A 24,132-nucleotide genomic window follows, 5' to 3' on the forward strand; every position below is an offset into this window, starting at 1 on the left:
TCCTAGGCGCCGACCCGGCGGCGGGTGACGCCTTTTTCATCCAGCCGTTCGCGCAGCAGGAAGATCCGATCACCCCCCCAAAATAGCTCCCCATCGAAGACGAAGGACGGCACGCCGAAGATTCCCGAGGCCTCGGCCTCGGTGCGGAGCTGGTCGTGTCTGGCGCCTCCCTCGCCCGCGTAGAAGGATGCGAAACCGGCAGGCGCGCCGCACTGCTCCAGCAACGCACCGACGGCCTCGACACTTTCGGGATCGAGGTCGCGACGCCAGAACCGCTCGAAGGCACGGTCGTTGTAGGCTTGGAACACGCCGTGATCCTGGGCATAGAGCATGCCGGCATTGACCGGACGGGCGTAGAAGATCTTCTTCGGCCCCATCAGGGTCAGGCCCTGCTTGTTGGCGAAGCGGCGCGCATCCATGTAGGCATAGCGCACCCGCCGCCAGTGATGCGGATCGCGCTGCTCGACCGATCCCTGGAACGACGCGATATCCAGCGTGTAGGGCCGCCAGTCGAGCGTGAGGTCGTAGTCCGCCTCGAGGGTATAGGCCCAGGCCTTGGCGACGAAGGCGTAGGGGCTGATGTAGTCGCTCCAGACGATGACCGTAGAACGGTCGCTCATCCCTTGCTCCCCTCTTGGCGCCGCAGCCAGAAGAAGGCTGCCGCGACGACCACGATCATGACGCAGGCAACCAGCAGGAACATTGCCGAATCCTGAACCCAGGCCACGGCCGGCACCGCAAGCGCCAGGAACACGCCGACAAGGCATATACGCCAGACCCGGGCGTGGACGCCCGCCACGAAGGTACCCAGAGCCAGCAGGATCAGGAGCGCAAGGCTGGTCGCATTGTCGTTCACGACACCGCGCACTTCCGGCATGAACATCAGCGACATCGCCACCAGAAAGGCCAGCCAGTGCAGTGCCTGGGTAACGATCAGCCGGACATGGTCGGCGGTCTTCTCGGTCACCCGCCAACCGGAGAGGATGCAGGCGAGACCGTATATCGGGGCCAACGCCATCCAGTAGTAATAGGTCGTGAGGCCCCGGAATCCCGACAGCACTATGCCGCCGACGGCCAGGGCCAGCATGGCCACATACGGCAGTTCCCGCAGTAGCCAGTGTTTGTTCTGCTCGCTCAACGTGCGTCCTTCGCCAGCCGCTTCTCGACGACGCGTGCCCACAGGGTCGAGCCCAGCGTGAGCGCCTCGTCGTTGAAGTCGTATCCCGGATTGTGCACCTCGCAGCCACCTTCGCCACCACCGTTGCCGATGTTGATGAAAGCGCCCGGCACTTGTTCGAGCATGTAGGAGAAATCCTCGGAGGCCATCACATAGGGGCCCTCGCGGTTCATGTTCTCCGGTCCCACGATCTCGGCAGCGACATCGGCGATGAACTTCACGGCGTTGGGATCGTTCACCAGCGGCGGGAAGACGACCCGTACATCGGCCTTGGCCGTACCGCCCATGGTCTTGGCGATGCCGGTCGAGATCGTCTCGATGCGCTCCTTGACCAGCGCCATCGTCTCCTTGCGGAAGGCCCGGATGGTGCCGCGCAGGACGGCCTCCTGCGGGATCACGTTATAGGCGTCGCCGGCATGCATCTGCGTCACCGAGATCACGGCCGAATCGAGCGGCGACACGTTGCGCGAGACCACGCTTTGCAGGGCCGAGATGATTTGGGTTGCGATGATCACCGGGTCGATTCCGCTCTCGGGCCGCGCGCCATGGGCGCCCTTGCCCGTGATGTGGATGTCGAACAGGCCGCCGCCCGCCATCTGCGGGCCGGAGCGAATCGCGAACTTGCCGACGTCGAGCTTCGGCCTGTTGTGCATGCCGAAGATGATCTCGCAGGGAAATTTCTGGAACAGCCCATCCTTCACCATCGCCTCGGCCCCGCCACGGCCCTCCTCGGCGGGCTGAAAGATGAAGTGCACCGTGCCGTCGAAATTGCGCGTGGCCGAGAGATACCTGGCGGCGCCCAGTAGCATCGCCGTATGGCCATCGTGACCGCAGGCATGCATGCGGCCGGCATGGCGGCTGCGATGGTCAAAGGTGTTGTGCTCGTCCATTGGCAGCGCGTCCATGTCGGCCCTGAGGCCGATGGCACGCGGATTGTTGCCCACGCGGATCGTGCCGACGACGCCGGTCTTGCCGATGCCGGTCGTGACCTCGCAGCCCCACTCTTTCAGCTTCTGCGCCACGATAGTGCTGGTCCGCTCCTCCTCGAAGCCGAGCTCGGGATGGGCGTGGATGTCGCGCCGGATGGCGGTCAGCTCGGCGGCGGCGGCGGCAATCTGCGGTTCGATCTTCATTGGCTTCAGGACTCCAGCAGGAAGGAGGTCATTACACGACGAAATTCGCCGCCATGCACGTTCGGATATGCATGGCCGCCGTCCGGCAGCACATAGGCCCGCGCGCCCGGGATCAGCCGGACCAACTCCTCGGTGAAATAGAGCGGCGTCACCATGTCGTCGCGGGCGCAGATCACGAGCGTCGGCGCCTGGACCTTCTGCAGTTGCTCGCGCCTGTCGTGCGCGACGATGGCGGCGATGCGCGACAGCACGATCTCGGGGATCGGGATGGTTTCCTGGGCCTTGGCTTCGGCCGCCACCAGGTCGGCATCGTGGTCGCGTATCCAGGACGGCATGTTGAGCGCCAGCGCACTGGACTTGAGATAGGCCGCCGGTCCCAGTTCCCTCAGCAGCAGGGAACGCACCTCGAACAGACGCCTGAAGAAGGCGTCGGTCTTGGCCCAGGTGGCGCTCAGCACCAGCCGGTCCACTCGCTCCGGATGCTCGATCGCCAGGACCTGGCCCATCGCGCCGCCGGTGGAATGGCCGCACCAATGGACCTTGTCGTAGCCCAGCCCTTCGATGAGCTGCAGCGCATCGTCAGCCATCTGACCGACGCTGTAGGTGATTCTCGACAGGCTGCTGCGCCCAGTGCCCCGATGATCGTGCACGACGACTGTGAACCGGCGCGCCAGCTCTGCGGCGTTTTCGCCCCACCAGCGGCTGTCGCCGCCGAGGCCAGGGACCAGAAACAGCGGCGGGCCGCTACCCAGCTGCTCGTAGTAGAGGTCGGCGCCGTCGCGCAGTTTGAACAGGGGCATTCCGTCTCCTCGGCGATTTGCGTATGGTCCCGCCGCAGGAGGAAAGCGCACGATGAAGCGTCTGTCGATTGCCGCGATGATTCTGGTGGCTGGATGCACCAGCCAGCAACAGCCGGTGACGACCACCATCCCGCGTCCCGCGCCGGATGAAGCGGCGCCCACCGGCATTGCCTATCTTTGCGATGGCCGCAAGGAAGTGACTGTGGTCTACGCCCGCAATCGCGCCTCCGTAACCCAGGGCGACAAGACCTGGCGGCTCGAATATCAGGCGACCGGCCAGGGCTTCCGCTATGCCGACTCGACCTACGAGTGGAGCGGACGCGATGACATCGCCGTATTGAAGCCCATTGCCGGCGCTCCGGTTGCCTTCAATTGCCGGCCGACACGCCGCACGACCTAGAGGCCGCTACTTCAGCCAGATCTTGATCGCGTAGCCGACGAGCGCCGTGGCGCCGACTCCGGCTACCCAGAGACCGACGAACCACAGCCACTGCCGGGGCGCCGGCATCAGTGGTAGCCCTCGTGGCCGGTCTTGCCGCGGAACACCCAATAGGAATAGCCCGTGTAGGCCAGGATGATCGGCACCATGATCAGTGCCCCGGGCAGCATGAACTTCAGGCTCGGATCGGGGGCAGCTGCCTCCCAGATCGTGACGACCGGCGGCACCACATAGGGGAAGAGACTGATGCCGAGGCCGGTGAGGCCGAGCGCAAACAACGCCAGCGCCATCAGAAACGGCGTGTAGTGGTGAAGCCGCTTCAGGCTCCAGAAGAAGACGACCGTGGCGATGGCGACCAGCAACGGCACCTGCGCGGTGAACAACACCTGCGGCCAGGCGAACCAGCGTTGCCAATAGGCGTCGCGCAGGAACGGTGTCGCAGCACTCACCGCCGCCATGGCGATGATCACGCCGATGCCGAGCCCGAAGGCCAGCCGATAGCAGCGCGCCTGCAGCGAATCCTCGCTTTTCATGATCAGCCACGTCGCGCCCAGCAGGGCATAGCCAACCAGCAGGCTCACGCCGACCAGGACGCTGAACGGCGTCAGCCAGTCGAACCAGCCGCCGACATAGCCACGGCCTTCGACGGCGATCCCCTGGAGCAACGCGCCCAGAGTGACGCCCTGTGCGAAGGTCGCGACAATCGAGCCGAAGCTGAACGCAAAATCCCAGGCCGCACGATGGCCAGGATCGCGCCAGCGGAACTCGAAGGCGACACCGCGAAAGATCAGCGCCAATAGCATGGCGATGATCGGCGCATAGAGCGCCGACAGGATCATGCCGTAGGCCAGCGGAAAGGCCGCCAGCAGGCCACCGCCGCCCAGTACCAGCCAGGTTTCGTTGCCGTCCCAGACGGGGGCGATCGAGTTCATGGCACTGTCGCGTTCGCGTCCTACAGGCAGCGCCGGGAACAAGATGCCGATACCAAGATCGAAACCATCCATCACGACGTAGGCGAAAATCGCGAAGGCGATGATGAAAGCCCAGATGGTGGGCAGGTCGAGACCGAGGATCATGATCAGGCCTCCTTGCCGCCGGCGACTGATTCGGCAACCGCGGATGCCGGCGTGATACCGGCCGCGCGCACCGGCTGGCCGCGCTCCGGTCCCTCTTCACCACGATGCGGCGAATGGCTCATCAGTTTCAAGATGTAGTAGACGCCCGCACCGAAGACGATGAAGTAGACGACGATAAAGGCCAGCAGCGACGCACCGACGGCCGGTGCCGCAAGCGGCGAGGCGGAGTCTACCGTCCGCAACAGCCCGTAGACCGTGAAGGGCTGGCGCCCGACCTCGGTCGTCACCCAACCGGCGATCACGGCCACAAATCCGGCCGGCCCCATCGCAAGCGCGAAGCGATGCAGCAAGGTCCAGTCGTAAAGCCGCTTGCGGACACGGGCGAGCAGACTGAAGGCCGCCAACGCCAGCATCAGCATGCCGAGCCCGACCATGATGCGGAAAGCCCAGAACACGATCGCTATCGGCGGCCAATCCTTGCGATCGACCGACTCGAATCCCTCGAGGGGCGCGTCCCAGGCGTGCTTCAGGATCAGCGACGACGCTTTGGGAATCTCCACCGAGTACTTCATCTCGCCCGCCGCCTGGTCAGGCCAGCCGAACAGCACCAGCGGCGCACCGTCAGGGTAGTTCTTGAAGTGCCCCTCCATGGCCATGACCTTGACCGGCTGATGCTCCAGCGTGTTCAAGCCGTGCTGGTCGCCCGCGAAGATCTGCAAGGGCGCCACGACCGTGATCATGCCCATCGCCATCGAGAACATGACGCGCGCGCCTTCGTTGCCGCGTTCGCGCAGGAGATGCCACGCCGCGACGCCGCCAACCACCAATGCCGTCGTCAGATAGGCCGCGAAGACCGTGTGGACGAGGCGGTAGGGGAAGGACGGATTGAAGATGATTGCCCACCAATCCTCCGGAACGAACTGGCCGGCGGCACTGATCACATGGCCGGTCGGCGTCTGCATCCAGCTATTGGCGGAGAGAATCCAGAAAGCGGAGATGAAGGTGCCGACCGCAACGGCGAGCGTCGCCACGAAATGCAGCGACTTGCCGACCCTGTTCATGCCGAACAGCATGACGCCCAGGAATCCCGCTTCGAGGAAGAAGGCCGTCAGCACCTCGTAGGCCATCAGCGGCCCGATCACCGGCCCCGCTTTGTCGGAGAAGACCGACCAGTTGGTGCCGAACTGGTAGGACATGACGATGCCCGACACGACTCCCATGCCGAAGGTGAGCGCGAAGATCTTCAGCCAGTATTTGAAGAGATCGAGATAGACCGAACGGCCCGTCCACAGCCACAGCCCCTCGAGCACCGCGAGATAGCTTGCCAGCCCGATCGAGAATGACGGGAAGATGAAATGGAACGACACCGTGAAGGCGAACTGCAGTCTTGCGAGAAAGACTGCATCGAAGGATTCGAACATGATGTTCTCCTTGGCAGTAGATCGCCTCAGACGATGCGCGACGCATAAGTCGGTGAACGCAACGCCGTCGTCAACAGATCGAGAGCAACGACGAGGTCGGAGCGGCTGCGTGCCGCACCGAGCGCAATACGAATTGCATGTTCGGGATGATCGTCGACGCTGAAGCTGTCGCTGGTGACCACGGCGAGCCCCTGTCGCTGAATATGCGCGGCGAACTCCGCTCGGGTCCATGCCGGGGGCAGCGCCAACCAGACGTGAAGCCCTTTTGGATGCGCGTGATAATTGTACCCCGAAAGCGCCTTTGCGGCCAGCCGCTGCCTCGCCGCAGCCTCGGCCGTGATCGCCGATACAATTGCGTCGGCGCTCCCGTCGATCAGCCAACGCACGACGAGCGCGACCATCAAAGGCACCGGCATCTGCGCGACAGTGCGAATCGCATTGGCAAGCGCCGCAGCCGCAGCACGATCGGGCGTCAACAGAAACGACACACGCAAGCCCGGCGTGATGCACTTGGAAAGGCTCACGGCGAGATAGCTGCGTTCCGGGATGAGCACCGCGATCGGCTGTGCCTTCGGATCGAGGCAACCATAGGCATCGTCTTCGAAGAGCAGAAGATCGCATCGGCGAATCGTCGCGGCGAGGTCTTCGCGTCGCTTCGTGCCGATGGTAAGCATCGTCGGATTGTGCATCGTCGGAATGAGATAGACGGCTTTTGCACGATGGCGCTGCGCAGCTTCCGCCAACGCTTCCGGGATCATCCCCTCACCGTCTGCTTCGACACCGACCAGGCGCACGCCCAGCGCTGCTGCCGCCGTTTTGAATCCCGGATAGGTCAGTCGATCGACGAGCACGACATCGCCAGGACTCGTCGTCGCGAGCAGCAGGGCCGTAAGCGTTGTCTGCGTTCCGGGTGCCACCAGCAGCCTGTCGGCCTCGGACGTACGCACGCGGCGACGCAACCACTGCGCCGCCGTGCTCCGGTCTGCATCGCTGCCACCGGCATACTGGTAGTTCAGGAACTCGGAGAGCCCGTGGTCGCGCTGGAGTGTGGCAAGGCCGCGCGAAATACGCCCCTCGAGATCGGCCTCGATTGGCTGCGGCGGAAGATTCATCGAAAGATCGATGGCGATGCCAGCGGTGGCCCGGACCGGCCGTGACCGGCTTTCCGCCACGAAGGTCCCCTGCCCGACCCTCGCATCGGTCAGGCCACGCCGTCGCGCTTCGTTGTACGCGCGCGTGACTGTAGTGAGATCGACTCCCAGCGTCCGCGCCAGCGCACGATGGGTCGGCAGGCGCTGCCCCCGGCGGAGGCGGCCTGAGGCGATATCGCGATCCAAGGCCTCGACGATACCCTCATAGACTGGCCCGTCCGCAGCGTCGATTGTAGGGCTCCAATCCATACAATTCTCCTACATATGCTTGAATGTATGCCCGTCCGTATGGACATACAAGACACCGAACTGGAGGACGACAAAATGCCCGGCAAAGGCGGTCTCTATCTGTGGCGCGGCTTTCGCGGACGCTGCCCCGCCTGTGGCGAAGGCCGCCTGTTCCGTGCCTTCGTAAAGGTCGCGGACCGCTGCAACGTCTGCGGCGAGGACCTGCACCATCACCGCGCCGACGACTTCCCGGCCTATCTCACCATCTTCATCGTCGGCCACGTGGTCGTGCCACTCGCGATGTTCGTGGAGATCGCCTACATGCCGTCCTACTGGCTGCACACGCTCCTATGGACGCCCCTGGTGATCGGCCTGTCCGTTGGCCTGCTGCAGCCGATCAAGGGCACCATCGTCGCGCTGCAATGGCACATGGGCATGCACGGCTTCGCCGAAGCGAAGCAGGCGCGAACCTAGTCGCGCAGCCCTAGGCCCAGGCGTCGAAGACCTCGATGATCGCCGGCCGATCCAGGCCGGCGCGCAGACAGGTTTCGAGCAGCACGCGCGCCTTCAGGGGATTGAGGCGCCCGCCCCATATGAGCCCGGCCTTGCGCAGCACGATTTCCGAACTCGGGCCGCCATAGGTCTGCTGCAGCAGCGGCCCGCCACCTGCGCGCGGCGACACGACCACCGGCAAGACCTCGGCGAGCTGCGTGATCAGCGGCGCGACCCGCTCCGGCACATGACCACCGCCCATCGCCCCCAGCACGATGCCGCGATAGCCGAGCTGGTCGCGGTGATCGACCAGCACTTCCAGCAGATAGCCCGGCTCGTCGAGCGCCATCCACAGCAAGGCGACAGGCTGTTCCCGACCAGTGTCGGTCAACGCGCCGAGCCGCTTGCGCGCAGCTTCGACCGGCGTGCGCACGGGCAACGACAATGGCACCACGCGATCCTCGACCAGCGCCGCCAACGGCCCCGTCTGCGGCGAGGCAAAGGCGTTGAGCCGCGTGGGATGGGTCTTCAGCACGTCGCTCGCGGCATAGACCTCGTCCAGCATCACGGCGATCACGCCCAGCGCCTTGGCGTGGGCACGCACCCAGGGATCGCAGGCCACCCGCACGGCCGCCAGAAGGTTGCCGGGACCGTCGGGCGAGGTCAGCGCGGGATTGCGCATCGCCGCCGTCACGATGACGGGAATGTCGCGCTCGACCAGCAGATCGAGCAGGAAGCTCGTTTCCTCGAGCGTGTCGGTTCCCTGGGTCACGATCACGCCGTCGACGTCGAGCGTCCTGATCTTCGCCGCCAACGCATGGAGCTGATCGAACGACAGCGAATGGCTGCCGACCCTCGACACCGTCTCGGCGCGGATATCCGCGAGCTGTGCAAGCAAGGGAACGGCGGCCACCAGATCGTCGGCCCCCAGTCCCATCTGCATGGCGCCGGAAGCGTCGGGACGCGTGGCGATGGTTCCGCCCAGCGCCAGGATGTGAATACGCGGCAAGGTCATGACAGCAATCTCAAGGAGCGGAAGAAACGTTCGGCCTCCGGCGCCCGCATGGCGTCGGCCGGCGCCATATAGCCCAGCGACACGTAGCGACTACCTTTCAACACAACGAGCTGACGCAGCGCATTGCCGCCCGGCAGCGGCCCGGTCGATTCAACGGCAGGAGCGCCCTGCAGGGATTTCCAGTCGACCTGGGTCCACCTGCCGCCCGCCAGCCGCTGCGCGCGATCGTCGAGCGCGGACTGGAGATTGAGCCTGGGTTGACGCACGTCGACATCGGCGGGATAGAGCGCGGTCTGCGCCACGAAAGAAAGGCGTCGATATTCGAGGCTGTAGGAGTGATAGGCGAACGGCGTGCCGCCGGGCGAGGTCGTATCGAGAATCTTGTAGACCGGCGCACCGGGCATCTCGACGAAGAACGACTTGTCGGCACCTTCGAGCGGATACCAGGCCGCAAGCTGCGCGGCAGCTTCGCCTGCCGCCAGCAGCACCGGCAGCGCGAGGAACGAACGCCTGAACTGGGTCATTCTGCAGCGCGCGCCCGACCGAACTTCTCGTACGCCTCGGCCTCCGTGTAGTAGCCGCGCGCGATGTCGCGCGCGATGGCGAACGGCGCACGACGAGCCGGATCGCCGAAGCCGCCGCCACCCGGCGTGGAGACGCGCACAACGTCGCCGACGCCGATTTCGATGTCCTGATCCTTGGAGAGATGCGGCGGCCGATAGCTCGCGCCACCCTGCTCGATCAGCACCGTGTTGGTGCCGCCATCCTTCCCGCCCAGGACGCCCTGCGGGCCGGTGCGGCCATGATCCATCACCATCGAGACCCGCGCCTCGCCGCGCCGCAGCTTGATCGCGTAGTTGATGCCGAAGCCGCCGCGGAACTCGCCGGCCCCACCCGATCCTTCGCGCAACGAGAATTCCTCGAACAGCACGGGATAGAACTGCTCCAGCACCTCGACGGGCGGCATCTTGGAGATGCCGATGGTCGAGCAGCCATTGCTGAGGCCGTCGCCCCCTTGAAAGCCGCCGTAACCGCCGCCGGTAAAGAGATACATGATGTAGTTGCGCCGGCGCTCGGGATCGTAGCCGCCAATGCCGAGATTGCCCGACGTCCCGGCGGGCGCCGCAAACAGCAGATCGGGGATCGCCTTGGTGAGCGTTGCGAACACCGCCTCGGCGATGCGCTGGCTCACTTCGGCGGCACAGCCCGACACCGGCCGCGGATACTTGGCATAGAGGAACGTGCCTTCCGGCTCGACGATGTGCAGCGGCTCGAAGGTGCCGGCATTGATCGGCACGTCGGGGAAGATGTGCTTTACCGCCAGATAGATCGCCGACTTGGTCGTGGCGATGACGCTGTTCATCGGACCGCGACACGGCGGGCTCGATCCCGTCATGTCGAAGGTGAGGTCCTCGCCCTTCTTGGTGATCTTCATGCGGATCGTCAGCGGCTCGTCGACCACGCCGTCGCTGTCGACCTGGGAGGTGCCTTCGTAGACGCCGTCGGGAATGCCCGCGATCTTGGCGCGCATCTGACGCTCGGCGCGGTGGCGCATCTCCGCGATCGCGGCTTTCACGACGGAAGCACCGTAGCGGTCGACGAGATCGGTCAGTCGCTGTTCGCCCGTCGTAAGCGCGGCAGCCTGGGCCTTGATGTCGCCGATACGCTGATCGGCGATGCGGATGTTGGACAGGATGATCGACAGGATCTCCTGGTCCATCTCGCCCTTCTTGAAGAACTTCACCGGCGGGAGACGCAGCCCCTCCTGCTCGACCTCGGTGGCGCTGGCCGAGAAACCGCCCGGCACCATGCCGCCGACATCGGGCCAGTGGCCCGTGTTGGCCAGCCAGGCGAAGAGTTCGCCCTTGTAGAAGAACGGCTTCACGAACCGCACATCCATCAGGTGCGTGCCGCCAAGATAGGGATCGTTGACGATGAAGACGTCGCCCGGCTCGACCTTGCCGGCATAGTGACTCTTCACGCGCTCGATCACGGCGCGCGTCGAGAACTGCATCGTGCCGACGAAGACCGGCAGGCCCAGTTCGCCCTGAGCAATAAGCGCGCCATCGGCGGCATCGTAGATGCCATCGGAGCGGTCCATGCCTTCCGAGATCACCGGCGAGAAGGCCGCGCGCACGAAAGCGAGGTCCATTTCATTGCAGACCTGGATCAGGCCGTTCTGAATGACAGTCAGGGTGACGGGATCGAGGTTCGCCGCAGGGTTCGACATGGCAGCAATGACTAGCACAGGCCCCGGGGTCCTGCGCTATGATCGGTGGGAAATTTCCCTCCTTTCCAGCGGATGCCCATGAACGCGCCTCTTGCCGCCGACTCTCTCAATTTGATGAAATTCGGCGTCGGCCAGCCCGTGCCGCGCCAGGAAGACCCGACCCTGCTGCGGGGTCAGGGCCGCTACAGCGACGATATCAAGCTCGAAGGCCTCGCCTATTGCGCGATGGTGCGCAGCCAGGTGGCGCATGGGCTGATCAAGAGCATCGACATTTCCGAGGCCAAGACGATGCCGGGCGTGCTCGGTGTCTGGACGGGCGCGGATCTCGAGGCCGCCAGCTACGGCACGCTCAAGACCGTACTGCCGGTGCCCAATCGCGATGGCTCGCCCATGAAGACGCCGGCGCGTCCCTCGCTCGCCACCGACAAGGTCCGCTTCGTCGGCGATCCGGTGGCCTTCGTGGTCGCCGAGACAGCCGCACAGGCGCGCGATGCCGCCGAGGCCGTGATGGTCGATATCGAATCGCTGCCGGCCGTTACCGACGCGCGCGCGGCTGCGCAGCCTGGAGCACCGCTAGTGTTCGACGACGTGCCGGGCAATATCGGCGTCGATTTCCACTATGGCGACACAGCCAAGGTCGACGAGGCCTTTGCCAAGGCGGCCCACGTCTCGCGTCTGCGTCTGATCAGCAACCGCATCGTCGTCTGCGCCATGGAGCCTCGTTCGGCGACCGGCCACTACGACGCCAAGACCGATCGCTACACGCTCTACGCCGGCAACCAGGGCGCATTCGGCCTGAAGAACCAGATGGCCGCGCTGCTGAACATCAAGCCAGCGCAGATGCGCATCCTTACCGGCAATGTCGGTGGCTCGTTCGGCATGAAGGGCTCGCCCTATCCCGAGTATGCCGGCTTGTTCCATGCCTCCAAGCTGCTCGGCCGGCCGGTCAAATGGACCGACGATCGCAGCGGTGCCTTCCTCAGCGACCAGCATGGCCGCGACCACGACTTCGATGCCGAGCTGGCGCTCGACAAGGACGGTACCTTCCTTGCCGTTCGCCTCAATGGCTATGCCAATCTCGGCGCCTATCTCGCCAATGTCGGCGCGGCGATGGGGTCGATGGGCGTCACGCGCAATCTCGCCGCGGTCTACCGCACGCCGTTGATCGAGGTCTCGACCAAGGTGGTGTTCACGCATACCTCGTCGGTCGGTGCCTATCGCGGCGCCGGGCGACCGGAAGCCAACTACTTCATGGAACGGCTGATCGACACGGCCGCCCGCGAGATGGGCATCGACCAGGTCGAGATGCGCCGCCGCAACCATATCCGCCCCGAGGAGATGCCCTACAAGACGGCCTCCGGCACCACCTACGACAGCGGTGAGTTCACCATCCTGCTCGACAAGGCGCTGGAGCTGGCCGACGTCGCGGGCTTCGCCGCCCGCAAGGCCGAAAGCAAGGCGCGCGGCAGGCTGCGCGGGCTGGGCATCGGCGACTATCTCGAAGTCACGGCGCCGCCGACCAAGGAAATGGGCGGCATCCGCTTCGAGCCGAACGGCGACGTCTCGATCATCACCGGCACCCTCGACTACGGCCAGGGCCATTGGTCGGCTTTCGCCCAGGTGCTGACCGAGAAGCTCGGCGTGCCGTTCCATCGGATCAAGCTGATCCAGGGCGACAGCGACCTGCTGATCGCAGGCGGCGGCACCGGCGGCTCCAAGTCGATCATGGCGTCGGGCGCGGCGATAGTCGAAGCCTCGGACAAGGTGATCGACAAGGGCAAGCAGATCGCCGGCGTCGCCCTCGAAGCCTCGGCGGCCGACATCGAGTTCAAGACAGGCCGCTTCACCATCGTCGGCACCGACCGCGGCATCGGCATCATGGAGCTGGCCGAGAAGCTGCGCGGCGGCATGGCGCTGCCGGAGGGTGTGCCCGACACGCTCGACGTCAGCCACGTCCATGAGGCGGCGCCTTCGGCCTTCCCTAACGGCACGCATGTCGCGGAAGTCGAGATCGACCCCGATACCGGCGTCGTCGAGGTCGTGAAGTACACGATGGTCGGCGACTTCGGCACCGTCATTAACCCGCTGCTGGTCGAAGGCCAGAGCCACGGCGGCGTGGTGCAGGGCATCGGACAAGCGATGTTCGAGCATGTGGTCTACAGCGAAGAGGGCCAGCCGCTCACCGGCAGCTTCACCGACTACGCCCTGCCGCGCGCCGCAGACACGCCGTTCTTCCACATCGACTATCACTCGGTGCCGGCCAAGACCAACGTGCTGGGCGCCAAGGGCTGCGGCGAGGCAGGCTGTGCGGGTTCGCTGCCCTCGGTGATGAACGCCATCGTCGATGCGCTGGGCGGCCGTCACATCAATATGCCGGCCACGCCCGAGCGGGTGTGGGAAGCGCTCAACTCCTGACCGACGTCGCCACTGTCGCAAGCGACGTCGCCATCGTCGGCTGCGGGCCGGTCGGCGCTCTGCTGGCCAACCTGCTGGGCCAAGCCGGACTCGCGGTCGAGATCTTCGACCGCGAGCGCGAGATCTATCCACTGCCGCGCGCCGTGCATTTCGACGGCGAAATCATGCGTATCTTTCAGGCGGCGGGGCTTGCCGACCACATCGCCGCCGTAGCCCGCGCCTCGTCGAAAGGCATGCATTTCGTCAATGCCGAAGGCCGCACCCTCATGGTCCGCCGCGGCATCGACGGGCCGGGGCCACATGGCTGGGCCGGCAACTGGTACTTCCATCAGCCCGAACTCGAACGGATTCTACGGGACGGCCTGACGCGCTTTCCCAATGTGCGCGTTCAACTCGGGCACGACGTCGGATCGGTCGACGAACTCAACGCGCGCTATGTCGTCGGCTGCGACGGCGCGCGCTCGCTGGTGCGTCGCGCCATCGGCAGCCGTCGGGTCGATCTCGGCCTGCATCAGCCCTGGCTGGTCGTCGATCTCATCTGCGATCCGGACGCGCCCCGCGTGCGCGCCCTGCCCGACCATTCGGTGCAGCTCTGCGATCCGGCCCGGCCGATGACGATCGTGAATGTCGGGACCGCGCTGGGCGGCCTTCGCCGACGCTGGGAGATCATGCTGATGCCCGGCGACGATCCCGCTCGCGTGACCGAGCCCGATCTCTTCTGGCCGATGATCGCACGCTGGCTGGGACCGCAGGATGCTCGGCCGGAAAGGGCGGCCGTCTACACCTTCCACTCGGTCGTGCAGGAAGGCTGGCGCAAGGGCCGGCTGCTGCTCGCGGGAGACGCCTGTCACCAGACGCCGCCTTTTCTTGGCCAGGGCATGTGCGCAGGCATGCGCGATGCCGCCAACCTCGCCTGGAAACTCGCCGCTGTCGTGACAGGCAGTGCCCCAGATGCGCTGCTCGACTCCTACGAAAGCGAGCGGCTGCCGCATGTCCGCACCTTCATAGACCTCGCCGTGCGCCTGGGAGCCGTGCTGCAGGAAACCGATCGCGATGCCGCCCGTGCGCGCGACCGGCGCTTCGCGGCGGGGGCCGAGATGTTCGACTATCCGCAGCCGCAACTGGGGCCGGGCTGCCGTCTCGATGCACTACCGCCCGTCGGCACCATCTTCCCGCAGCCGCGCCTCGGCGACGGTCGCTTGATGGACGACGCCATCGGCCAGCGCTTCGCCGTGGTCGGCGAGGCCGCGTTGCTCGACGGCCTGCAGACCGATGCGGTGCTGTTGCCCGGCGTCGGCCTGGAGTGGCTGGCATCCCACGAAAAACGGGCCGCAGTGCTGCGGCCCGATCGTTATGTCTTTGCAGTCGCCTCGGACCGCGCCGAGCTGGTCGACGCGGTCGCGGCCCTGCCGGTCAGGCCGGCGTAAACATCGGCAGCGGCGGGCCACCGTCGGTCGGCTTGAAGACCAGCTTCACCGGCTGGTCGCACTTCAGCTTGTCGAAGTCGCAATCGACGATGTTGGTCACCATGCGCGGGCCTTCGGCCAGGGTCACGTAGGCCATGGCGTAGGGCACCGGCGCGCGACGCATGACGCTGAAGGAATAGATCGTGCCCTTGCCCGAGGCTTCGGTCCATTCGGTCTTGTCGCTGAAGCAGAACGGGCAGATCGGCCGCGGATAATGATGTGCCTCGCCGCAGGAAGTGCACTTCTTCACCAGCAGCTTGCCCTTGCCCGCCGCATCCCAATAGGCCTGCGTCTCGGGGCTGATCGCCGGGGCCGGCAACTTGCGCTCTTTGGTGTCGGCCATGACTTACTCCCTTTCCAGAATGACGGTGGCGCTGCCGTGGCGCAGGCCAAGTGAACCGCCGGTGCCGTGCGCGATGGCGAGATCGCAGTTCTTCACCTGCACCTTGGGGTGCGCTTCGCCGCGGAGCTGACGCACCGCTTCGAGCACCTTGGTGAGGCCACCGCGGTTGGCCGGATGGTTGGAACAGAGCCCGCCGCCGTCGGTGTTGAACGGCAGCTTGCCAGTGCCCGAGATCAGGTTGCCGTCGGCCACGAACGCGCCGCCCTTGCCCTTCTCGCAGAAGCCGAGATCCTCAAGCTGCATCAGCACCGTGATGGTGAAGCTGTCGTAGATCGAGGCGTACTTGATGTCGGCAGGCTTCACGCCGGCCTCGGCAAAGGCCGCCGCGCCGGTGAAGCGCGCGCCCGAGTAAGTGAGATCGACCTTGCCGCCCATCTGCGTCTTGATGAACTCCGACGCGCCCAGCAGCTTGATCTTCGGCCGCTTGAGCTTGGCCGCGATTTCCGGCGCCACGACCACGATCGCGCCGCCGCCGTCGGTAATGACGCAGCAGTCGAGCCGGTGCAGCGGATCGGAGATCATCGGCGAGTTCACGACGTCTTCGACCGTGACCACGTCCTTTAGCAGCGCATGCGGGTTGTACTGCGCATGGTGCGACGCCGCGACCTTGATCCAGGCGAGCTGTTCGGAGGTCGTGCCGAATTCGTGCATGTGGCGCATGGCGCACATGGCGTACATGTTCACGACGGTCGGCCCATAAGGGAACTCGAACGGCTCGTCGGGCGTCGGCGTGCCCCCGCGACTGCGCGGCACGGTGCCGGTCGCCATGCCCTCGGCGCGCGGCCGGCCAGCCAGGGTGATCAGCGCCACCTTGCACTTGCCCGCGGCGATCGCCTCAGCGGCATGGCCGACATGCAGCACGTAGGACGAGCCGCCGGTGTCGGTCGAATCGACGTGGCGGACCTTGAGGCCCATGTACTCGACCATCGACATCGGGCCGAGACCCGGCGCGTCACCGGCGCAGAAATAGCCGTCGACATCGTCCTTGGTGAGGCCGGCATCCTCCAGTGCGCCCTTGGCCACTTCGGCGTGGATCTGGGCCAGCGAAAGATCCTTCGCAAGACGCGTCGGATGTTCGTAGATGCCGGCAATATACGCTTTGCCCTTGATGCTCATCGGCGGGCTCTCTCCTCTTTTTTGCTGCACTGCATCGTGGCCGAGGAGCGGCTCACGGAAAAGCGACAACTTCCGCCCTGAAGAACCATGTTAGGCTTTGCAGAATTAAATCAGGGATAATCACGATGGTCCGCCTCATCGCCTTCATCCTGGGTGCAAGCCTGTGGTTCAGCGCCGCACATGCGCAAGGCAAGCCCGAACTGCAATGGTTCGGCCAGTCCGCCTTCAAGCTCACCACGGCGGGCGGCAAGGTGATCATGATCGATCCCTGGATCATGGCGAACCCGAAGACGCCGCAGGAGCTCAAAAACCTCGATGCGCTGGGCAAAGTCGACCTGATCCTGGTGACTCATGGCCACGGCGATCATCTCGGCGATGCCGTCGAACTCGCCAAGAAGCACAATGTGCCGATGTGGGCGCCGGCGGGCCTCAACCAGACGCTGACGACCCTGGGCGTCTTGCCGGCCAATCTGGGGCCGCGCATGAACAAGTCGGGCACGATCGAGCCCTTCCCCGGCGTGAAGATCACCCAGGTCCATGCCGAGCATTCATCGGAGATGGTGCTGAAGGATCCGGCCACCGGAAAAGACACGGTCTATGCGGCTGGCGAACCCGTGGGCTTCATCATCGAACTCGAGAACGGCTTCAAGATCTACCAGATGGGCGACACCGGCCTGTTCGGCGACATGAAGCTGATCGGCGACTACTACAAGCCCGACCTGATCCTGATCCCGATCGGCGGCCACTTCGTCATGAGCCCCAAGGACGCCGCCTACGCCACCAAGGAAATGTTGAAGCCCAAGATGGCGTTGCCGGTCCACTACGGCACCAACCCGTTCCTCCGCGGAACGCCGGCGGAGTACAAGACGGCCTTGGGCCAGACCGCCACCGAGGTTCTGGAGATGAACCCCGGCGACAAGAAGACGTTCTAGTCTTCGTCAGCAACAACGATCAGTCGTTTGCGACATCGCGGGCGCCGGGCGTGCGGGCGCGGAACTCCTCCGGCGCTTCGCGGCCGGCATCGGTGAAGGCTTTCTTCACGGCGGCCACGTTGGGACCGAAGATTCCCTTGCGGTTGTCCTTGGCCCACTGGTTCGAATTGACGATCGTGTCGAGCGAACCCTGGAAACGCGGCATCACGTAGCGCGCGAAGAGTTCGTAGGAGCGCATCGTCTGCTCGCGCGTCGCCCATTCGTGCGCACGGAACAGCACACCGCCAAACCCGCCGTTGGAGAAACCGAGCAGCCGTTCGATGCCCTTGGCGACCGTATCGGGGCTGCCGACCAGGGTCGTGCCCATCTTCACGCCGTCGCGCAGCGGGTCGTCGGCGCGTCCCGGCGGACGGCCGAGCGTATCCTCGAAGTAGGTAACAGTCTCGCGACGCTCGCCGGCATGGACCTCGCGCAACGCCTGCTCGTCGTCCTCGGCAATATGGGCATTCACCACGACGCGCCACTTGCCGCGATCCGCCGTCTTGCCGTGCTTGGCCGCCGTCTCCTCGTAGATGCCCCACTGCTTGCCGAGCATCTCAGGCCCGCCGGGAATGCCGGCGCCGATCGAGAGCACGCCGAGACCGTGCTTGCCGGCAGCGATCATGCCCGAGGGCGTGATGGTGCTGGCGCAGGCGATCGGGAAATGTGGATAGCTGTACGGCGCAAGATGCAGCCGCGCTTCCTTCAACTCGAACCAGTCGGTCTTCATGGTGACCGGCTCCTCGCACTTCAGCAGCGCCATGATGGCGGCCAGCGCCTCCTCCATGCGCGGCCGCTGCGTCGAGGGTTCGATGCCCATCATGTAGGCGTCGGACGGCAGTGCGCCCGGACCGCAGCCCAGCATGGTGCGGCCACGCGACATGTGATCGAGCTGCACGAAGCGGTTCGCGACCATCAGCGGATGGTGATACGGCAGGCTGGTCACGCCCGAACCCAGGCGGATGTAGCGCGTGCGTTCGATGGCGGCGCCGATGAAGATTTCCGGCGAGGCGATGGTTTCCCAACCGGCGGAATGGTGCTCACCGATCCAGGCCTCGTCGAAGCCCAGCTCGTCGATCCACTCGATCAGCTCCATGTCGCGCGCCATCGCGAGCGTCGGGTTCTCGCCCACGCGGTGGAACGGCGCCAGGAAGATGCCGAATGAGAGCCCCTTATGATTGCCGGTCTGTGCCATGAAGTCCTCCGTGGACCGCAACCTTAGCACAGGCCACCATGTGCCCAGATGACCCAATTGATTGCCGCCACCACTGCCGCGAAGCGGAAACCCAAACCACACCGAATCGACCATGCCACGCGCTGACGTGCACAGGTTGATGGAGCGCATGGCGATCCCCGCCATCGCCGCTCCGATGTTCCTGGTTTCCAACCCTGCCCTGGCACTCGCCTGTTGCGGCGAAGGGATCATGGGAAGCTTCCCCGCGCACGGCACCCGCAGCCGCGAGGAGTTCCAGCACTGGCTCGACGAGATGGTCGAGGGCATGAGGCGACTGGAGGATGCCGGCCGGCAGCCCGCACCCTGGGCGGTGAACCTCGTCGTGCATGCGTCGAACCCGCGCTATCCCCGCGATCTCGAACTGGTCGAGAAATACAAGGTACCCGTCGTGCTGACCTCGAAGGGCGCCCCGGGCGACGCGATCAAACGCATCCACGGCTGGGGCGCCGTCGCCTTGCACGATATCGCCAACCGGCGCCACGCCGAGAAGGCACTGGAGGCCGGAGTCGATGGCGTCATCGCGGTCGCCGGCGGTGCCGGCGGCCACACCGGCACGATCAATCCCTTCGCATTGATGAATGAAGTGCGGCAACTGGGTGACAGCTTCGCCGTGGTGCTGGCGGGCGGCCAGACGACGGGACGCGACGTACTGGCAGCCGAAGCGATGGGCGCGGACCTCGCCTATATCGGCACGCGCTTCATTGCGACGCGGGAAGCAATGGCGGCCCAGGCGCACAAGGAGATGATCCTGAACACCCGCGCCACAGACGTCTTTTTCACCGCCTCCATCGACGGCGCGCCGGCCAACTGGCTGACGCCCAGCCTGCTCGCCGCCGGCATCGACCTCGACGTGCTGCGCACAACACTTCCCGGCAAGATCGTCGATTCGCGGGAGAACAAGAAGCGCTGGAAGGACATCTATACGGCCGGCCACGGCGTCGGGAACATCGAGGACGTGCCGACTGTTGCGGATCTTTGCCGTCGCCTGATCTCGCAGTATCGCGAGGCGAAGTCTGAAATGGCGCGAGCGCTCGCCGGTCGCCCCACGGCGTAGACTAGAACCGCTCCCCTGTTTAGGCTTCGCGCCACAGCACGGGGAGTTCAGCGTGAAGACAAAAGCAGCGGTTTGCTACGAAGCCGGCAAGACTCTCGAGATCGAGACGGTCGACCTCGAAGGCCCGAAGTTCGGCGAGGTGCTGGTCGAGATCAAGGCGTCCGGCGTCTGCCACACCGACGAATTCACACGGTCCGGCGGCGATCCCGAGGGCCTGTTCCCGGTGATCTTCGGCCATGAGGGAGCAGGCGTCGTCGTCGATGTCGGGCCGGGCATCGTGTCGCTGAAGAAGGGCGACCACGTGATCCCGCTCTACACGCCGGAATGCCGAAACTGCAAATCCTGCCTCTCCGGCAAGACAAACCTCTGCACCGCCATCCGCTCGACCCAAGGTCAGGGCGTGATGCCCGACGGGTCCAGCCGGTTCTCGATCAAAGGCAAGAAGATCCATCACTATATGGGCTGCTCGACCTTCTCGAACTACACAGTGCTGCCCGAGATCGCGCTGGCCAAGATCCGGCCCGACGCACCATTCGACAAGGTCTGCTACATCGGCTGTGGTGTCACGACCGGCATCGGCGCCGTGATCAACACCGCCAAGGTCGAGCCCGGCGCAAATGTCGTGGTGTTTGGCCTGGGCGGCATCGGCCTCAACGTGCTGCAGGGTGCGCGCATGGTCGGCGCCAACATGATCGTGGGTGTCGATCTCAATCCGGCGCGCGAAGCGCTCGGCCGCAAGTTCGGCATGACGCACTTCGTCAATCCCAACGACCTCGGGGACAAGGATCTGGTGGCGCATCTCGTCGAACTGACCGATGGCGGCGCCGACTACAGCTTCGAATGCGTCGGCAGCACCAAACTGATGCGCCAGGCGTTGGAATGCTGCCATCGCGGCTGGGGCAAGTCGGTGATCATCGGCGTGGCCGGCGCTGGCCAGGAGATCTCGACGCGGCCGTTCCAGCTCGTGACTGGCCGACATTGGATCGGCACGGCGTTCGGCGGCGCCAAGGGGCGGCGCGACGTGCCGAAGATCGTCGACTGGTACATGGACGGCAAGATCGACATCGATTCGCTGATCACCCACACGATGCCGGTCGAGAAGATCAACGACGCCTTCGATCTGATGCACAAGGGAGAGTCGATCCGCAGCGTCGTCACGTTCTAGGGAAGGAAGCCACGCCATGACCGTTCGCCGGATCGGCGGAGCCACCATCGAGAAGGTCGAGGAACTGTGTGCGGCGGGCTTTCGTCCCAACCGCATGTTCCCGAGGTTCGACCAGCAGGCCTTCGATGCGCAGAAGCACTGGATGGTGCCGACGCATGTCGAGGCAGGCTCGGATCGTCTTGTCGGGTCGGTCCATACCTGGATCGTGAAGACCGGCCGCCACACCATCCTGATCGACACCTGCCTCGGCAACGACAAGCAGCGGCACAATCCCGGTTGGAACAAGCTCGACACGCCGTTCCTCAACCGGCTGCGCGCCTGCGGCTGCCCGCCCGAGTCGGTCGACTTCGTGATGTGCACGCACCTGCATGTCGACCATGTCGGCTGGAACACCAAGCTGGAGAACGGCCGCTGGGTGCCGACGTTTCCCAACGCCAAGTATCTGTTCGGCAAGCGTGAATACGCACACTGGGAAACCGAGCGCGGCGCGCAGGGCGAAGGCAAGGTGAACGACGGTTCGTTCGACGATTCGGTGCTGCCGATCGTCGAGGCGGGCAAGGCCGTGATGATCGAGAGCGATCACCAGCCCGACCCGCTGCTCACCATCAAGGACTATCCCGGCCACACACCGGGTTCGATCGCGATCAACCTGAAGGATGGCGGGCGCACCGCGACCTTCTCGGGCGATATCATGCATCATCCGATCCAGGTCTATCACCCCGACTGGTCGAGCCAGTTCTGCTGGGACCAGGACATGTCGGCACGCTCGCGCCGCGCGCTGCTGGAGGATTGCGTCGAAAGCAACGCGCTCCTCTGCCCCGCCCATTTCCCGGGCGCCAACGCCGGCTACATCAAGCCCGAAGGCAACTCTTTCCGCATTGAATGGGACGAGCAAGGGGGTGGGCAACGATGAAGCTCCAACCGCTCCTCACCGGGCTGAGCTTCGGCGAAGGGCCGCGCTGGCGCGACGGCAAGCTGTGGTTCTCGGATTTCTACGTCCACCAGGTGCGGACGGTCGACGAGGCGGGCAAGGCCGAAACCATCGTCGAGGTGCCGGGCCAGCCGTCCGGCCTCGGCTGGCGGCCCGACGGCACGATGCTGATCGTCAGCATGACCGATCGTCGGTTGATGCGCTTTGCCGACGGCAAGCTTTCGGTCGAAGCCGAACTCAAGCCGCTCGCCACCGGCCATTGCAACGACATGATCGTCGACGCCAAGGGCCGCGCCTATGTCGGCAACTTCGGCTTCGATCGCCATGCCGGCGAGGAGCCGCGCGCCGCCGTGCTCGTTCGCGTCGATCCCGACCGTTCGGTGCACCGGGCAGCCGACGGACTGATGTTCCCCAACGGCACCGTCATCACACCCGACGGTAAGACGATGATCATCGGCGAAACCTTCGCCAAGCGTCTGACGGCGTTCGACATCGCTCCCGACGGCACGCTCTCGAACCGCCGCGTCTGGGCGGAAACGCCCAACTGCAACCCCGACGGCATCTGCCTCGACGCGGAAGGTGGCATCTGGGTCACTGGCGCCTTCACCCATCACATGATCCGCGTTCTGGAAGGTGGCAAGGTCACCCACGACCTCGATCTCGGGGCACGCGCGGCCTATGCCTGCATGCTGGGCGGCCAGGACCGACGCACCCTGTTCGTCGTCACCAACAGCGGCAGCGGCCCCGCCATCGCCGACAAGCGCGACGGCCGGATCGAAACCATGCGAGTCGACGTACCCGGCGCCGGATTGCCGTAAGGAGAATGCAATGAAGGGTCCCGAGGACGATGCCGGCCTGTCCGGCAAGGTCGCGATCATCGCCGGCGGTGGGGCTGCAGGCGATGGCATCGGCAATGGCCGTGCCGCCGCCATCCTGCTGGCGCGTGCGGGCACGCATGTGCTGGTAGCCGACCGCGAGCTGAAGCTCGCGGAACGGACCGTCGAAATGATCAAGGCCGAAGGCGGCCATGCGGCGGCATTCGCCGGCGACCTGACCAACGAGGCGGAGTGCAAGCAGCTGGTCGACGCCGCAATCGATCACTGGGGCCGCCTCGACTTCCTCGACAACAATATCGGCATCGGCAGCCGCGGCTCGGTCGTGGAGGAGAAGCCTGAGGAGTTTCGCCGCGTCATGCAGGTCAACGTCGAGACGATGTTCCTGGTCTCCAAGCATGCGATTCCCGCGATGATCAAGACGGCCAAAGGCGGTTCGATCGTCAACATCTCCTCGATCTCGGCCTTACGGCCGCGCGGCCTCACGACCTACACCACATCGAAAGCCGCCGTAATCGGGCTGACCAAGGCGATGGCGGTCGACCATGGCAAGGACAATATCCGCGTCAACTGCATCTGCCCCGGCCCGATGTATACGCCCATGGTCTATGCCCGCGGCATGAGCGATGCCGCGAGGTCCCAGCGCGCCAGGGCGTCGGTGCTGAAGACCGAAGGCACCGGCTGGGACGTCGGCCATGCCGTGCGCTTCCTGCTGTCGGCGCACGCCCGCTACATCACCGGCCAGGTACTGACCGTCGACGGCGGCGTGACCCTGCAGGGTCCGGAGCGCGATTCGCAAGACCACTGACACCCGAGGGAAACAACGATGGCTCGCCTGCCGTATCTGGAGGCCGATCAAGTCGCGCCCGAATACCGCGACATGCTGAAGCGCAACACCAACCTGCACAAGCTGCTGGTGAATTCGCCGGACATGGCGCGCGCCTTCAACGGCATGGGCGGCTTCATCCGCTTTAAGAGCAAGCTCGATCCGCGGCTGCGCGAGTTGGCAATCCTGCAAGTCGGCTGGATGGAGAAGTCGGAATACGAGTTCACCCATCACGTGAAGATCGGCAAGGAATTCGGCGTCACCGACGACGACATCAAGGCTCTGATGGCCGAGACCGAAGGCAAGCCCAGCAATCTCGAGCCGCTGGCCAAGGCGATCCTGAAGGGCGCCCGCGAGATGGTGAAGGACCTCGCCATGTCCGACGCCACTTTCGCCGAGATCAAGAAGGACCTCTCCAACGAGCACATGACCGACCTGGTGCTCACCATCGCCTTCTACTGTGCGGTCGTGCGGGTGCTCGCCACCATGCAGATCGACAACGAGCCCCACTACAAGGAAGTGCTGAAGCAGTATCCAATCCCCGGAGTGAAGTGAC

24 protein-coding genes are annotated in these 24,132 nt (G+C 65.1%); 11 read left to right on the forward strand and 13 right to left on the reverse strand.

What is annotated here, in order from left to right; genetic code table 11:
- Positions 1-2: 2 nt before the first annotated feature.
- Genes BN60_RS19425 through BN60_RS19440 form a run of 4 tightly spaced genes read right to left on the reverse strand, consistent with a single transcriptional unit; the run spans position 3 to position 3,110 of the window.
- Positions 3-620 carry a DsbA family protein gene (locus BN60_RS19425; protein WP_020697803.1) on the reverse strand — a complete coding sequence of 206 codons (618 nt, stop codon included), beginning with the start codon at positions 618-620 and terminating at the stop codon, positions 3-5.
- Complete coding sequence (locus tag BN60_RS19430) at positions 617-1,138, reverse strand: hypothetical protein (RefSeq protein WP_020697804.1); 522 nt, start codon at positions 1,136-1,138, stop codon at positions 617-619. The genes BN60_RS19425 and BN60_RS19430 overlap by 4 nt, the downstream gene beginning before the upstream one ends.
- Complete coding sequence (locus BN60_RS19435; RefSeq protein ID WP_020697805.1) at positions 1,135-2,310, reverse strand: M20 aminoacylase family protein; 1,176 nt, start codon at positions 2,308-2,310, stop codon at positions 1,135-1,137. The genes BN60_RS19430 and BN60_RS19435 overlap by 4 nt, the downstream gene beginning before the upstream one ends.
- Before the next feature lie 5 nt (positions 2,311-2,315).
- Complete coding sequence (locus BN60_RS19440; protein WP_020697806.1) at positions 2,316-3,110, reverse strand: alpha/beta fold hydrolase; 795 nt, start codon at positions 3,108-3,110, stop codon at positions 2,316-2,318.
- Between the two features lie 52 nt (positions 3,111-3,162).
- On the opposite strand from BN60_RS19440, the gene BN60_RS19445 reads away from it, so the two are divergent.
- The gene (locus tag BN60_RS19445; protein ID WP_020697807.1) at positions 3,163-3,510 is read left to right on the forward strand and encodes an MliC family protein; all 348 of its coding nucleotides are present in this window, start codon (positions 3,163-3,165) and stop codon (positions 3,508-3,510) included.
- A gap of 107 nt (positions 3,511-3,617) precedes the next feature.
- Here the strand turns inward: BN60_RS19445 and cydB are convergent, their stop codons facing one another.
- Genes cydB through BN60_RS19465 form a run of 3 tightly spaced genes read right to left on the reverse strand, consistent with a single transcriptional unit; the run spans position 3,618 to position 7,446 of the window.
- Positions 3,618-4,625: a cytochrome d ubiquinol oxidase subunit II gene (cydB, locus tag BN60_RS19455; protein WP_020697809.1), complete on the reverse strand. Its 1,008-nt coding sequence runs from the start codon at positions 4,623-4,625 to the stop codon at positions 3,618-3,620.
- Positions 4,626-4,627: 2 nt separating this feature from the next.
- A complete protein-coding gene (locus BN60_RS19460) occupies positions 4,628-6,046 on the reverse strand; it encodes a cytochrome ubiquinol oxidase subunit I (protein WP_020697810.1) in 1,419 nt (472 codons plus the stop codon).
- Between the two features lie 26 nt (positions 6,047-6,072).
- The gene (locus BN60_RS19465) at positions 6,073-7,446 is read right to left on the reverse strand and encodes an aminotransferase-like domain-containing protein (RefSeq protein ID WP_020697811.1); all 1,374 of its coding nucleotides are present in this window, start codon (positions 7,444-7,446) and stop codon (positions 6,073-6,075) included.
- A 75-nt stretch (positions 7,447-7,521) separates the two neighbouring features.
- Here BN60_RS19465 and BN60_RS19470 point away from each other — a divergent pair, with 75 nt between their 5' ends.
- Positions 7,522-7,899 (forward strand): DUF983 domain-containing protein, encoded by a 378-nt coding sequence (locus tag BN60_RS19470; protein WP_148283489.1) that lies wholly within the window; start codon positions 7,522-7,524, stop codon positions 7,897-7,899.
- Between the two features lie 10 nt (positions 7,900-7,909).
- Here the strand turns inward: BN60_RS19470 and BN60_RS19475 are convergent, their stop codons facing one another.
- The 3 genes from BN60_RS19475 to BN60_RS19485 are packed head-to-tail and all read right to left on the reverse strand — an operon-like array spanning position 7,910 to position 11,162.
- Complete coding sequence (locus tag BN60_RS19475) at positions 7,910-8,932, reverse strand: asparaginase (RefSeq protein ID WP_020697813.1); 1,023 nt, start codon at positions 8,930-8,932, stop codon at positions 7,910-7,912.
- Positions 8,929-9,456 (reverse strand): hypothetical protein, encoded by a 528-nt coding sequence (locus BN60_RS19480; RefSeq protein ID WP_020697814.1) that lies wholly within the window; start codon positions 9,454-9,456, stop codon positions 8,929-8,931. Before BN60_RS19480 ends, BN60_RS19475 begins: the two co-directional genes overlap by 4 nt.
- Positions 9,453-11,162: a hydantoinase B/oxoprolinase family protein gene (locus BN60_RS19485; protein ID WP_020697815.1), complete on the reverse strand. Its 1,710-nt coding sequence runs from the start codon at positions 11,160-11,162 to the stop codon at positions 9,453-9,455. The genes BN60_RS19480 and BN60_RS19485 overlap by 4 nt, the downstream gene beginning before the upstream one ends.
- Positions 11,163-11,240: 78 nt before the next feature.
- Here BN60_RS19485 and BN60_RS19490 point away from each other — a divergent pair, with 78 nt between their 5' ends.
- Complete coding sequence (locus BN60_RS19490; protein WP_215905924.1) at positions 11,241-13,577, forward strand: xanthine dehydrogenase family protein molybdopterin-binding subunit; 2,337 nt, start codon at positions 11,241-11,243, stop codon at positions 13,575-13,577.
- Positions 13,556-15,004: a bifunctional 3-(3-hydroxy-phenyl)propionate/3-hydroxycinnamic acid hydroxylase MhpA gene (gene mhpA / locus BN60_RS19495; protein ID WP_020697817.1), complete on the forward strand. Its 1,449-nt coding sequence runs from the start codon at positions 13,556-13,558 to the stop codon at positions 15,002-15,004. Before BN60_RS19490 ends, mhpA begins: the two co-directional genes overlap by 22 nt.
- Here mhpA and BN60_RS19500 read toward each other — a convergent pair.
- The gene (locus BN60_RS19500; RefSeq protein ID WP_020697818.1) at positions 14,991-15,386 is read right to left on the reverse strand and encodes a Zn-ribbon domain-containing OB-fold protein; all 396 of its coding nucleotides are present in this window, start codon (positions 15,384-15,386) and stop codon (positions 14,991-14,993) included. The genes mhpA and BN60_RS19500 overlap by 14 nt on opposite strands.
- A gap of 3 nt (positions 15,387-15,389) precedes the next feature.
- Positions 15,390-16,562, reverse strand: coding sequence for a thiolase domain-containing protein (locus tag BN60_RS19505; protein ID WP_020697819.1), 1,173 nt, complete (start codon positions 16,560-16,562; stop codon positions 15,390-15,392).
- Positions 16,563-16,687: 125 nt separating this feature from the next.
- Here BN60_RS19505 and BN60_RS19510 point away from each other — a divergent pair, with 125 nt between their 5' ends.
- A complete protein-coding gene (locus tag BN60_RS19510; protein ID WP_020697820.1) occupies positions 16,688-17,494 on the forward strand; it encodes a metal-dependent hydrolase in 807 nt (268 codons plus the stop codon).
- A gap of 19 nt (positions 17,495-17,513) precedes the next feature.
- On the opposite strand, the gene BN60_RS19515 is transcribed toward BN60_RS19510, so the two are convergent.
- The gene (locus tag BN60_RS19515) at positions 17,514-18,728 is read right to left on the reverse strand and encodes an LLM class flavin-dependent oxidoreductase (protein ID WP_020697821.1); all 1,215 of its coding nucleotides are present in this window, start codon (positions 18,726-18,728) and stop codon (positions 17,514-17,516) included.
- Positions 18,729-18,840: 112 nt separating this feature from the next.
- Here BN60_RS19515 and BN60_RS19520 point away from each other — a divergent pair, with 112 nt between their 5' ends.
- Genes BN60_RS19520 through BN60_RS19545 form a run of 6 tightly spaced genes read left to right on the forward strand, consistent with a single transcriptional unit; the run spans position 18,841 to position 24,131 of the window.
- On the forward strand, positions 18,841-19,821 hold the full coding sequence (locus BN60_RS19520; protein ID WP_043284127.1) for an NAD(P)H-dependent flavin oxidoreductase: 981 nt from the start codon (positions 18,841-18,843) through the stop codon (positions 19,819-19,821).
- A 52-nt stretch (positions 19,822-19,873) separates the two neighbouring features.
- Positions 19,874-20,986, forward strand: a complete 1,113-nt coding sequence (locus BN60_RS19525; RefSeq protein ID WP_020697823.1) for an S-(hydroxymethyl)glutathione dehydrogenase/class III alcohol dehydrogenase — start codon at positions 19,874-19,876, stop codon at positions 20,984-20,986.
- A 16-nt stretch (positions 20,987-21,002) separates the two neighbouring features.
- Positions 21,003-21,899, forward strand: coding sequence for an MBL fold metallo-hydrolase (locus BN60_RS19530; protein WP_020697824.1), 897 nt, complete (start codon positions 21,003-21,005; stop codon positions 21,897-21,899).
- The gene (locus tag BN60_RS19535) at positions 21,896-22,735 is read left to right on the forward strand and encodes an SMP-30/gluconolactonase/LRE family protein (protein WP_020697825.1); all 840 of its coding nucleotides are present in this window, start codon (positions 21,896-21,898) and stop codon (positions 22,733-22,735) included. The genes BN60_RS19530 and BN60_RS19535 overlap by 4 nt, the downstream gene beginning before the upstream one ends.
- Positions 22,736-22,745: 10 nt before the next feature.
- On the forward strand, positions 22,746-23,558 hold the full coding sequence (locus BN60_RS19540; protein ID WP_020697826.1) for an SDR family NAD(P)-dependent oxidoreductase: 813 nt from the start codon (positions 22,746-22,748) through the stop codon (positions 23,556-23,558).
- 18 nt (positions 23,559-23,576) lie between these two features.
- The gene (locus tag BN60_RS19545) at positions 23,577-24,131 is read left to right on the forward strand and encodes a carboxymuconolactone decarboxylase family protein (protein ID WP_020697827.1); all 555 of its coding nucleotides are present in this window, start codon (positions 23,577-23,579) and stop codon (positions 24,129-24,131) included.
- Position 24,132 lies beyond the last annotated feature (1 nt).

The sequence above is a fragment of the Reyranella massiliensis 521 genome (assembly GCF_000312425.1).
Taxonomy (GTDB): domain Bacteria; phylum Pseudomonadota; class Alphaproteobacteria; order Reyranellales; family Reyranellaceae; genus Reyranella; species Reyranella massiliensis.

Excerpts from the sequence above, each read along its gene's own strand:
- BN60_RS19440 (WP_020697806.1), bottom strand. The coding sequence starts at position 3,110 with ATGCCCCTGTTCAAACTGCGCGACGGCGCCGACCTCTACTACGAGCAG.
- cydB (WP_020697809.1), bottom strand. The coding sequence starts at position 4,625 with ATGATCCTCGGTCTCGACCTGCCCACCATCTGGGCTTTCATCATCGCC.
- BN60_RS19530 (WP_020697824.1), top strand. The coding sequence starts at position 21,003 with ATGACCGTTCGCCGGATCGGCGGAGCCACCATCGAGAAGGTCGAGGAA.
- BN60_RS19490 (WP_215905924.1), top strand. The coding sequence starts at position 11,241 with ATGAACGCGCCTCTTGCCGCCGACTCTCTCAATTTGATGAAATTCGGC.
- BN60_RS19445 (WP_020697807.1), top strand. The coding sequence starts at position 3,163 with ATGAAGCGTCTGTCGATTGCCGCGATGATTCTGGTGGCTGGATGCACC.
- BN60_RS19460 (WP_020697810.1), bottom strand. The coding sequence starts at position 6,046 with ATGTTCGAATCCTTCGATGCAGTCTTTCTCGCAAGACTGCAGTTCGCC.
- BN60_RS19540 (WP_020697826.1), top strand. The coding sequence starts at position 22,746 with ATGAAGGGTCCCGAGGACGATGCCGGCCTGTCCGGCAAGGTCGCGATC.
- BN60_RS19435 (WP_020697805.1), bottom strand. The coding sequence starts at position 2,310 with ATGAAGATCGAACCGCAGATTGCCGCCGCCGCCGCCGAGCTGACCGCC.
- BN60_RS19500 (WP_020697818.1), bottom strand. The coding sequence starts at position 15,386 with ATGGCCGACACCAAAGAGCGCAAGTTGCCGGCCCCGGCGATCAGCCCC.
- BN60_RS19485 (WP_020697815.1), bottom strand. The coding sequence starts at position 11,162 with ATGTCGAACCCTGCGGCGAACCTCGATCCCGTCACCCTGACTGTCATT.
- BN60_RS19425 (WP_020697803.1), bottom strand. The coding sequence starts at position 620 with ATGAGCGACCGTTCTACGGTCATCGTCTGGAGCGACTACATCAGCCCC.
- BN60_RS19535 (WP_020697825.1), top strand. The coding sequence starts at position 21,896 with ATGAAGCTCCAACCGCTCCTCACCGGGCTGAGCTTCGGCGAAGGGCCG.
- BN60_RS19520 (WP_043284127.1), top strand. The coding sequence starts at position 18,841 with ATGCCACGCGCTGACGTGCACAGGTTGATGGAGCGCATGGCGATCCCC.
- BN60_RS19465 (WP_020697811.1), bottom strand. The coding sequence starts at position 7,446 with ATGGATTGGAGCCCTACAATCGACGCTGCGGACGGGCCAGTCTATGAG.
- BN60_RS19475 (WP_020697813.1), bottom strand. The coding sequence starts at position 8,932 with ATGACCTTGCCGCGTATTCACATCCTGGCGCTGGGCGGAACCATCGCC.
- BN60_RS19505 (WP_020697819.1), bottom strand. The coding sequence starts at position 16,562 with ATGAGCATCAAGGGCAAAGCGTATATTGCCGGCATCTACGAACATCCG.
- BN60_RS19515 (WP_020697821.1), bottom strand. The coding sequence starts at position 18,728 with ATGGCACAGACCGGCAATCATAAGGGGCTCTCATTCGGCATCTTCCTG.
- BN60_RS19510 (WP_020697820.1), top strand. The coding sequence starts at position 16,688 with ATGGTCCGCCTCATCGCCTTCATCCTGGGTGCAAGCCTGTGGTTCAGC.
- BN60_RS19470 (WP_148283489.1), top strand. The coding sequence starts at position 7,522 with ATGCCCGGCAAAGGCGGTCTCTATCTGTGGCGCGGCTTTCGCGGACGC.
- BN60_RS19545 (WP_020697827.1), top strand. The coding sequence starts at position 23,577 with ATGGCTCGCCTGCCGTATCTGGAGGCCGATCAAGTCGCGCCCGAATAC.
- BN60_RS19480 (WP_020697814.1), bottom strand. The coding sequence starts at position 9,456 with ATGACCCAGTTCAGGCGTTCGTTCCTCGCGCTGCCGGTGCTGCTGGCG.